We start from the raw sequence: 10101 nt of genomic DNA, 5'->3' as shown, positions 1-10101 counted from the left end.
CGCGGCGCCCTCTCCTCGCGCGGCAGTGGTCGTGGTCGTGGTTGGTGTGTGGGTTGTCGGTGGGTTTGGTGGGTGGGGGGGGTTGTGGGGGGGGTTTGTGTGTTGTGTTGTGTGTTGTGTTGTGTGGTGTGTTGTGTGGTGGGGGTGTGCTAGTGGTGGGGCTCGGGGGGGCGGGCGGGCTCCGGCCGGGGGTCGCCCCCGGCCGGGGCGGGGGCCCCCCCCCCCCCACCACCGCCCGCCGGTCGTGAGTTCTGGCCAGTCGTGCGCCACGGTGGCGACGGTGGCGCGGCGGCCACCATCGGTTGCGCGGGTACGGGCAGCGGCCCGCTCTCGCTGACAGGCAGCATCTGTCTGGTGGGCCTGTCATCGGTGGATGTCGCGGCCAAGACGTGGTTCGCCGGCGTCGACCCGGCTTGCGACACGGTGACCGGGGCGAAGGATCGGGCCTCGGTGGCGTGGGCGGCGAGCACCGAGGTCGCCATCGAGTCGGGGTCTAGAGCGGTCGTCGCCTCCTGCGTCCACGGCAGGGCGGACGCAGGGAAGACCAGGGCACACAAAGCCTCGTCCGAGGTGACGCCCCGTTCGAGCGCCCGGCGGGCACGGCGGATCCGGCGGAGCAACTCGCGGCCGTCAACGGGTCGTGACCTCGTGTTGCGACGGGTGCATGAGGCGACCAGGGCGTCCACATAGTCGGGGATCGGTTCGCGGCGCGCCTGCTGCGGGTGCTTGGCTGCCAGCACTGCCGACGGCAGCGGGACATCCTCGTTGACATGGCGGTACGCGACGGTGATGGGCGCATCGCCGGAGTAGGGCTTTGAGCCGGTCAGCATCTCGAAAAGGACGATGCCGGTGGAGTAGACGTCCGACCAGGAGTGCGCGCTGCCGGTGGTCAGCAGTTCGGGCGGCAGATAGCTGACGGTGCCGATGAGCAGGCCCTGGGTACTGGTGGAGGTCTGCGAGGTGACCGTGCGCGCCAGGCCGAAATCGGCAACCTTGATGGCGCCGCGGTCGCTGATCAGCACGTTCTCCGGCTTCACGTCACGGTGCACCAGACCGGCATCGTGCGCGACGGCCAGCGCGGCAGCGACCGGTTCGATCATCTGAAGGGCGCGCAACGGGCTCATCGGGGCGTCGCGGGTGATGATCGAACGCAGCGTAGGTCCCTCCACGAACTCCATCACGATATACGGGCGGCCGTGGTCGTAACCCTGATCGAAGATGGAGACCACGTTCTCGTCGCACAGCCGGGCGGCCGCGCGTGCCTCGCGATCGAACTTGGCGATGAAATCAGCGTCGTCGCCCAGGCCGTCGTGCATGACCTTGATCGCCACGATCCGCTCCAAACGGCGGTCCCAGGCGCGGTAGACGGTGGCCATGCCGCCACGGGCGAGCCGCTGCAGCACTTCGTAGCGTCCGTCCAGCACATCACCAACGAGCTTGTCGGTGGTGTTCCTGGTCACGGTCGCTCCATCTGTCGTCGGGGAAGTCGATGCAGTCCGCGCGGCGGACGCTATTCAGTGTAGGTGTCCGCTGGACAGCGCCACTGCACCACACACCTTGGGCGGGTCGTGTCGGCCTGCCGATCTCTTGTGCCGATAGGTCGGATGATCGTCCCCCTACTGGTTAGGGTTGTGGCGTGAGCGCGCGAATGGGGTTGAAGACCCGACTTGCACTGGCCCGAACCCTGGTTTTTACCGGATTGCAGACGGAGCCGAGGGTGCTGGCAGACGTTGTGCGGCAGTTGTGCCGGCAGCGGGCCGACCTCATCGTGGTCTGGCAGCCCGATGCAATCGCGGACGATCTGACGATCGGCTACCGGGCCGGCCTTGAGGCGATGGACGGGCGAGCGGTGCTCGGTGTGCGTGCCGATGCCCGTTCGGTGGCCACGTCATCGGCCGATCTGGTGGTCTCGGAGCCCGGCACCCGGGCAGCACAAGGACATCAGTCCGGCCTGGCTGTTGTTGTTGCCGATAGCGCGGGCGCGCTGCGTACTGCGCTTGGGGACGGCCAGATCGATGGCGTCGTGATCCGGCCCGATCTGGTGGCGGGTGCCGTCTGGCTGGCACCGCCGGTCGACCCGTCGTCCACACCGTGGTTCGTCATGGTGGACTCGGTGGCATCCGGACGCTCGGCCGTGCAGGCGGGCGCCAGACGACTGGCCTTCGACTCGGCCGACGGTGCGGGCGTTCGCGGCTACCGGGAGCTGCTCGATGCGCCGTGGCGCGACGAGATGGAGCAGGTCGGCCTCGGAGCCTTCGACAACAGGTGAGTTGTTTGGGTGACCTCGGCCAGCTTGCTACTGCCTTCCATGCGCTGCTTTGCATATTCCTGATGCAATCATGTTTGCTGCGCTGAAACCGAGAGTGATACTCGTGGCGGGTGCGAATTTCCAGAGCCAGCTGTACGGTGTTCCGCTGGCGTGGCGTAACCCGACCGTAAGTGTCAATGGGAGCAGCACATGATAGGCGAGGAAGCCGGCCTTCCCGGCCTTCTTGCCACGAATGAACCACCCGGCCAATCCCAGGCATACAATGCCGAGGTAGCCGCCACCGAGCACTATCTGCCGAAACTCGCGCACATGAGGTTTAGGCGGATCACAGTGTTCGCCGAGGACTTGTCGGATGATGCTATCTGCTAGGTCTTCAATCAGCGGGGTAGCAATCAGGAAGTCTCCGGCATTCACCGTCAACGTGATCCCGATGCTGCGTTCAGGGATCAGGGCGAACACCGTGGTGTGCGTGGGCACTTTGCCCACGTGAACGAAGATGTCTTCGCCGTCCAGTGTCTTGTGAATCCAGCCGAAACCGTAGTCACCTTCGGGACCAAGCGGGCCATCGATACTAGAACACGTTGCTCCCGAGGCTGTTTGTATCCATGAGCTCGGCCCATAGTTCGTCAACCTGGTCGGAACGAAGTGACCGAGGACGCCGACATGCCCTTGATTGATCTCCGCGTCGCGGCCTTGGCCGACGACGAACGAGTGCTCAAGTCCTAGCGGAGCGAAAATCTGTTCTGAGAGCTGTTGGCCGTAGGGAACGCCTGTTGCTGCTTCGATGATTTGGCTGAGCAGGTTGTAGTTCTCGTTTGCGTACCGGAACTGCCGATCCTTCAGGAAGCGCAATTGACTGCCACGACTGGAACGGGCCGGCGTCAAGAAAACGGTGTAACTGGCTTTTGATTTCAATTCATTTGATTACCCACTGCGATAGCGTGGCGGCATGGCCGAGTTCATCGTGCTCAGTCTGCCGACGGTTGTCTACCTCATCGTGCAATCGCGCGGCCCCGACAAGACGTTGCGTTCTGCGATGGGCAGGGCCGGCATCGGCTGGGGATCGGCAGCGGCTTATGCGTGGGCGCTGGCCCTGCTCGTGCCGCTCATGCTGACAGGCTGGCTCGCCATCGAGCTGGTTCCGCCCGACATCCGACAGGCGCCGGGCGTTTCGGTGGCGCAGGTCGCTTCGGTGGGCGCGGCGCTGGGGGTGGCGCTGCGGGCGTTCGGCGAGGAGATCTTCTTCCGCGGACTACTGGGCGGCGTGTTGATGCGGCGTCTCGGTTTCGGCTGGGGAAATCTGCTGCAGGCGGTGCTCTTCCTCATCCCACATCTGGTGTTACTCACTGCGGATCTGCGGACCTGGCCGGTACTGCCGGTGCAGTTCGCCGCCGGCTGGCTGCTGGGTTGGCTTCGTGACAAGACAGCCACGTTGGTTCCCGGTGGGATGATCCACACGGTGGTCAACATCGCGGCCGGCCTGATCGCCGGCTGAGGGACCCTCCGGAGAACCACTTGAAGACGGCGCTCAGAAGGTGCGCTGTACGCATTGGCGGGCCAGTTCCGTCAAGGCGATGCGTCCAGGCTCAGTCAGTTCACACTCGTCGAGCGCGCTCAGCGCCGTGCCGTGGTCATCCGCGATCAGTTCCTCCACCTGGTCGACTGCCCCCGACGAGGTGATGAGCTCTTGTGCCTCGGCCACCTGCGCGTCGTCCAGACCATGTCCGACGAGATCGTCCAGTCGCTTCTGGTCGGCGCCACTGAGCCCGGCCAAAGCCAGCGCGAGCAGCACCGTGCGTTTGCCCTCGACCAGATCACCGGCCGCTGGCTTGCCGGTCTGGTCCTGGGTGGCGAAGACCCCCAGCAGGTCGTCGCGAAGCTGGAAAGCCCGCCCGAGCGCCAGACCGAAACGTCCGAGCCCGTCCAGCACCGCATCGTCGGCGCCGCCGGCCGCCGCGCCGAACTGCACCGGACGCTGCACCGTATACCGGGAGGTCTTCTCCTCAAGCACCCTCTCAGCGACTTCTTTCGCACCGGCGCGATCATCGGTGGCGATCTGATATTGCGCCCACAGGTCGAGCACCTGACCGCTGTTGACCTCAGTGCGTACCAGGTGCCAGAACCTGCTGGCCCGCTGCCAGATCTCGGGTTCCAACCCGGCAGCCCAGGCCAGTTCGTCCGACCAGACCAGCAATTCGTCACCCAGCACGACGGCCATTGCCCGGCCGAACCCGGCCGCGTCACCGCTGCCGTCGCGCCTGCGGTGCCAGGCCTCGAATCGGCGATGCACCGTGGGTCGGCCGCGCCGCACCTGCGCGGCATCCAAGACGTCGTCGTGCATCAGGATTCCGGCGTGTAAGAGTTCGAAAGCGCTGATCATCGGCCAGATCGCGGCGGGCACATCGTCGGGGCCGGCCGTGGCCACATAGCCCCAGTAGGCGAAGGCCGGCCGCAGGCGTTTGCCGTCCGAGGTGAAATCACCAGCGACCACGGTCAGGTCGGTCAACGCGGGGCAGACCTCGGCCAGCGTCTCGCCCTTGACCTTCAGGAAGGCCTGGAGCTGCGCGGCGACACCGTCGCGAAAGCTCTGCGATGTGGGCTGAGACGGATCGAGGCGCATGATGCACAGGCTACCGTCCGGCCGGCTGGAGGTATCCGGATCCCTGCCGGGCCGTCACTACAATCGCAGGCATGTCTTCTCGCGAATCCATCGGCGGTCTGCTCGCGAACGCCTCCGCACCGACCTTCAGTTTCGAGTTCTTTCCGCCCAAGGACGAGGCCGGTCAGCAGTTGCTCACCCGCACGATCGCCGAATTGGAGCCGCTGGAACCCGATTGGGTGTCGGTGACCTATGGCGCCAACGGTTCCAGCCGTCAGCGCACGCTGGACGCGGTGCTGGCGATTATCGCGAGCACCGAGCTGACCGTGATGGGCCACCTCACCTGCACCGGGCAGACCGTCGACGAGCTCAAGGCGGTCATCGACGCCTATGGCGATGCCGGCGTAACGAATATCCTGGCGATCCGCGGTGACATGCCGGGCGGCGCTTCGGTGCCTTGGGAGCCGTATCCGGGTGGTCTGCACAGCGCGACCGAGCTGGTCGGGCTGGTCGCCTCGCGGGGTGATTTCAGTATCGGGGTCGCGGCCTTCCCCGACGGCCACGCCACCTCGACACCCGAGCTGGACGCTCAGATTCTGCTCGGCAAGCAGCGTGCCGGGGCGTCATTCGCCGTCACCCAGCTTTTCTTCGATCTCGGCCACTACTTCGAGTTGGTCGGACGAGCCCGCAGCGCGGGCTGCAGCATGCCGATCATGCCCGGCATCATGCCGGTCACCAGCGTCAAGCAGCTCGGACGCTTCGCCGAGATGTCAGGCGCCGACATCCCTGCGAAGGTCGCGGAGCGGCTGCTGAGCGTTTCTGACGATCCGGAGCAGGTCCTCGCGGCCGGCGTGGAGATCGCTGCCCGGCTGTGCGACCGCCTGCTGGCCGCGCACGCACCCGGGCTGCACTTCTTCACTCAGAATCGTTCGCGGGTGACGCGAGAGATTCTCGCCACGCTCCGGGCCGACCATCAGCCAGATCGACGGTCACCAGCCGCTGAGTAGGACGGCTGAGCGCCACATAGAGCACGCGCATGCCGCCGGGTGTTTGCTGGACGATCTCGTCGGGGGCAATCACGATCACCGCGTCGAACTCGAGACCCTTGACCTGAAGTGCGGTCATGACACTCAACCGTTCGCTGACATCGCCGGGAAGCGGCATCGCGTTGACAGTGTCGCGCAGGGAACCGAGTCGTCCTGCGGCGCAGACCACCGCGATGGAGCCGTCGACCTCGTCCGCCAGCTGGGTGATGACCCGACCCAACGGCTCGCCGAGCGGATGGGTCGGCACCGACAGCAGCAGCGGACGCACGCCGGTCTGGCGCACCGAGGTGGGCACATCGGCATCCGGATAGACCGAGGTGATCACCCGCCCGGCGAGATCCATGATCTCGGCCGGAGAGCGGTAGTTGGTCGACAATCGGAAGGTTCGGGAGGCTCCCCGCCCGATCAGGTCTCGCATGGCGCGACGGGTCTCGGCGTCATCGGGGTACGAACTCTGCGCGGGATCTCCTACCAACGTCCACGATGCCTGTGGTCCGCGTCGGCGCAGCATCCGCCACTGCATCGGCGTGATGTCCTGCGCCTCGTCGACCAGTACGTGAGCGTGGGTGACCACATCGTCGTCGTCCGGGTCGACCTCGCGGCTGGTCGTCAGGCTGTCGGCCAGAGTGACCAGCTCGGAGACCTCGGTGCCGTCGGCCAGGAACAGAGTCGGATCGGTCTCCTCTTCGATCGGCGGGGGACCGATCATCGCGGCCAGTTCATCGAGCAGCGCGATGTCGCCGACCGACCAGTCGGGATGGCGCTGGTCGAGTTCCGGCACAAATCCGCGAGCGTGCGCGAGGCTGTCGGCCAGCACGTGTCGCTCGTCCGCATCCAGGACGCTGTGGCCGAACTTGCGTAGCAGCGCCGGGTCGGCCAGCCGGGTGAGCACCGACTCGGGGCTCAATGTGGGCCACCAGGCATTCAGGAACATCGCATAGCTGGCCTGCGAGGTGACAATCTCGTCGAAGACCTCCCGGGACAGATCGAGCAGCGCGGCGATATCGGTCGGCAGCTTCTTCCAGAGCGCAGCGGTGAGTGCCTTCTCGGCCGCCGGCCGCGCCCGATTCGCCTTGTGAGAAGCCAGCACATCGCGACGGATGGCGCCGAGCTCGGCTGCTTCGAGAGTGAGGATCTCGCCCTTGACACTGACCCGTAGCCGGATGTTCTCCGGGGTCATCGGTTCGTGCACCGCGCGTCGCAGCACCGGAAGCATCCGCAGGCTGCCCTTGAGCAGAGCCGCCTCGGCGTCGTCGGTCCGCTGGCTGCCGAAGCCAAGTACATCGGTGGCCAGGTCGCCGACCGATTTGAGGGTCACCGAGTCTTCGCCCAGCCCCGGCAGTACTCGTTCGATGTAGCTCATGAACAGATCGGTCGGCCCGACGACCAGGACACCGCCGGCCTCCATGCGCTTGCGGTAGGTGTACAGCAAGAACGCGGCCCGATGCAGTGCGACGACGGTCTTGCCGGTGCCGGGGCCGCCCGAGATGACGGTCACGCCTTGATAGGGGGCACGGATGGCCTTGTCCTGTTCAGCCTGGATGGTGGCGACGATATCGCGCATCCGCGGGCCGCGGGCCCGCTGCAGTGCCGCCAGCAGGGCGCCCTCGCCGATCACCACCAGATCGGAACTGCCCTGCTCGTCGAGCAGGTCGTCCTCGATGCCGATGACCTTGTCGTCTCGGCAGCGCAGTACGCGGCGTCGCGAGACCCCCATCGGATCGGCGGCGGTCGCCCGGTAGAACGCCTCGGCGGCTGGGGCACGCCAATCGATCACGAGCGGTTCATAGTCGTCGTCGCGCACGCCGAGGCGTCCGACATAGCGCTTTGCGATGTCGTCGCTGAAGTCCAAACGCCCGAAGACCAGGCCTTCGTGCTCGGCGTCCAAAACGGCCAGCCGCTTGGCGGCCTGATAGGCGAAGGCGTCGCGTTCGAACAGTGCGGTGCCGTCTTCTTCTCGCATCCAGTCGGCGCGGTCGGTCAGGTACTTGGCGCGTCCTGCGATCTGCGCAGAGCGCGCAGCCTCGGCGGCGGAGGCAAGGTAGCGGTAGACCGTGTCCACATGAGCCTGCTCGATGGCGATCTCATGGGCAAGGATCTCGTTAGCATTGGGGGAGCGTTCTTCGGTCAAGTGCGTCCATCCTCAAAAAGCCGGGAGAAACAAGCTTACTCCGGCCGGCGCAAGCGACGCCTATCGATGAGTCCTATGGGAATGTCCGGCCGGAGCCCGTGCATCCGATCTGCTACCCATTTGGCTTTGGCCGCAGGTACCCGTTTGCGCGAGCCACTGACTGCCGGCCCCGGCCGCGACCTGGGCAACCTGGACTCTCGCACCCGGATCGCACAAGACGCTCGTCCCGATTTCGAGGCTTTGGCCACCGATCCATCCGAGGTGACTAGGCTAATCGCGACAGCGCTACCTGCCCCCGTAGTACTCACAGCTGACGGTTCGCGGCGTGGCGACCGCAGACTGATGTGAGGACGACCCGATGAGCGACGCGAGCATCTTCAGTGTGGTCTGCGTCGATGTCCTCGTATTGTGTTACGACACCGAGGCCCGCGAGATCCGGTTGGGCCTGCACCGGCGCTCGGCGCCGCCTTTCGAGGGAGAGTTTGCGCTGCCGGGGGTCATAGTGAAAAGCGGCGAACGGCTGGCCCACGCTGCTTGCCGGGCTATCGACAAGCTGGGCCTGTCACCGCCGGCTCGGGCGCTCGGGCAGTTGCGGACATTCGATGAGCCGTCGCGCGATCCACGGGGGCCATCGCTGTCGGTTGCGATGTGGGCCGTGTACCCTCCCGAGACCCTGAGCATGCCCGGACCTGTGTGGCAGTCGCCGTCCTCGGCGATGGGGCTTGCGTTTGACCATGATGCGATCGTTGTCACCGGACGCGAGATCTTGGCCGCGCTTTGCTGGCGCGACCTGACGTTCACTCGTGCACTGACCGGTGATCGGTTCACTGCCACCGATGCGGTTGCGATTACCGCGCAGCTGACCGGACGCAGCGTCCATCGCGCGAACCTCAACCGGGAACTCGCCAGACTGGACGGGCTGCATGAGGCGGGACTGGCGCCGGCAGCGGGTGGTCGTCCGCCTAAGATCTGGCGCTGGGACGAAGCAACACACGCGATAGCGTAAGCATGTCCATTCCAGAGGAGGAACGCAGCGTGACCACCGTCAGCATCATCGGACTCGGGGCAATCGGGGCGGCGCACGCCGCGCAAATCGCGGACGCAGCACCGCCGACCCGGATTCGCGTGATAGCGGCGGGGCAGCGGGCTGTGCGACTGCGCTCCGACGGCGTGACTGTGAACCGACGACGGTACGACTTTGAGGTGGTCGAACCCGGCGAAGCCGTCGAGCCCGCCGATCTGGTGATCGTCGCCGTCAAGCATCACGATCTCGCTGAGGCCATCGAACAGTTGCGCGGGCAGATCGGGCAACGGACGATCATCTGCAGCCTGCTCAACGGCATCACCAGCGAGCACGAACTGGCTGCGGCCTATCCACAGGCCTACGTGCCGCTGGCGGTCAGCGTGGGCATCGATGCCGTACGCGACGCCGGTGGAGTGAGATTCTCGAGCCTGGGACGGATCGAGTTCGGCGATGCGATGCCCGGCCACCAGACCGAGGAAGTGCGCCGGTTGGACGCAATGCTCACCGAGTTCGGGATTCCGCACCTGATCAGCCCCGATGCACCGCGGACGCTGTGGTGGAAGTTGCTGCTCAATGTCGGCGTCAACCAGGTCTCGGCGCTCTTGGAAGCGCCGTACCGGCTCTTCCAGTCCGAAGGGCCGGCGCGCGAACTCATGGTGTCGGCGCAACGCGAAGTCGTAGCGGTGGCACAGGCGTCCGGCGTGAACCTATCGGAGAGCGACATCGATCAGATGATCGGCATCATCGGCGGTCTCGGACCCGAGAATTTCACGTCGATGGCCCAGGACGCGCTGGCGCACCGCCGAACCGAGGTCGATCAGTTCGCTGGTGCCGTCGTGGCGCGCGGGCGAGATTACGGCATCGATACCCCGGTCAACCGTGTACTGCTGCAAGCCTTCTTGGCCAAACACGAGTTGTGGGGCGTCGCCTGAGCAGTATTGGCCGCCTGCGGGCTCGCCGGGCGTGTTCGTCGGCATGCGGCTGCCGAAACTGGCAACGGCTGCCGGAATGTTCAGGCGGATTCACAGCGGC

General features: G+C 65.9%; 9 protein-coding genes. 5 read left to right on the top strand and 4 right to left on the bottom strand.

The window, feature by feature from the left end; all coding sequences use genetic code 11:
- Positions 1-149 precede the first annotated feature (149 nt).
- Positions 150-1460, bottom strand: a complete 1311-nt coding sequence (locus AAFP05_RS11410; protein WP_341729975.1) for a protein kinase — start codon at positions 1458-1460, stop codon at positions 150-152.
- A gap of 176 nt (positions 1461-1636) precedes the next feature.
- Here AAFP05_RS11410 and AAFP05_RS11405 point away from each other — a divergent pair, with 176 nt between their 5' ends.
- Positions 1637-2269 (top strand): hypothetical protein, encoded by a 633-nt coding sequence (locus AAFP05_RS11405; RefSeq protein ID WP_341729974.1) that lies wholly within the window; start codon positions 1637-1639, stop codon positions 2267-2269.
- A gap of 27 nt (positions 2270-2296) precedes the next feature.
- Here the strand turns inward: AAFP05_RS11405 and AAFP05_RS11400 are convergent, their stop codons facing one another.
- Positions 2297-3184 (bottom strand): serine hydrolase domain-containing protein, encoded by an 888-nt coding sequence (locus tag AAFP05_RS11400; protein WP_341729973.1) that lies wholly within the window; start codon positions 3182-3184, stop codon positions 2297-2299.
- Positions 3185-3218: 34 nt separating this feature from the next.
- On the opposite strand from AAFP05_RS11400, the gene AAFP05_RS11395 reads away from it, so the two are divergent.
- On the top strand, positions 3219-3764 hold the full coding sequence (locus AAFP05_RS11395; protein ID WP_341729972.1) for a CPBP family intramembrane glutamic endopeptidase: 546 nt from the start codon (positions 3219-3221) through the stop codon (positions 3762-3764).
- A 33-nt stretch (positions 3765-3797) separates the two neighbouring features.
- On the opposite strand, the gene AAFP05_RS11390 is transcribed toward AAFP05_RS11395, so the two are convergent.
- Complete coding sequence (locus AAFP05_RS11390; RefSeq protein ID WP_341729971.1) at positions 3798-4889, bottom strand: polyprenyl synthetase family protein; 1092 nt, start codon at positions 4887-4889, stop codon at positions 3798-3800.
- A gap of 71 nt (positions 4890-4960) precedes the next feature.
- Here AAFP05_RS11390 and AAFP05_RS11385 point away from each other — a divergent pair, with 71 nt between their 5' ends.
- Entirely contained in the window at positions 4961-5875 is a 915-nt protein-coding gene (locus AAFP05_RS11385; protein WP_341729970.1) for a methylenetetrahydrofolate reductase, read from the top strand.
- On the opposite strand, the gene AAFP05_RS11380 is transcribed toward AAFP05_RS11385, so the two are convergent.
- Positions 5784-8045 (bottom strand): AAA family ATPase, encoded by a 2262-nt coding sequence (locus AAFP05_RS11380; protein ID WP_341729969.1) that lies wholly within the window; start codon positions 8043-8045, stop codon positions 5784-5786. The genes AAFP05_RS11385 and AAFP05_RS11380 overlap by 92 nt on opposite strands.
- A 358-nt stretch (positions 8046-8403) precedes the next feature.
- On the opposite strand from AAFP05_RS11380, the gene AAFP05_RS11375 reads away from it, so the two are divergent.
- The gene (locus AAFP05_RS11375) at positions 8404-9051 is read left to right on the top strand and encodes an NUDIX hydrolase (protein WP_341729968.1); all 648 of its coding nucleotides are present in this window, start codon (positions 8404-8406) and stop codon (positions 9049-9051) included.
- Positions 9052-9080: 29 nt separating this feature from the next.
- Positions 9081-10001, top strand: a complete 921-nt coding sequence (locus AAFP05_RS11370) for a ketopantoate reductase family protein (RefSeq protein WP_341729967.1) — start codon at positions 9081-9083, stop codon at positions 9999-10001.
- Positions 10002-10101: the final 100 nt, after the last annotated feature.

It is taken from the genome of Brooklawnia sp. (genome assembly GCF_032229645.1).
Taxonomy (GTDB): Bacteria; Actinomycetota; Actinomycetes; order Propionibacteriales; family Propionibacteriaceae; genus Brooklawnia.
The sequence above is the reverse complement of the archived record's forward strand: the minus strand, read 5'-3'. Positions and strand labels throughout refer to the sequence as shown.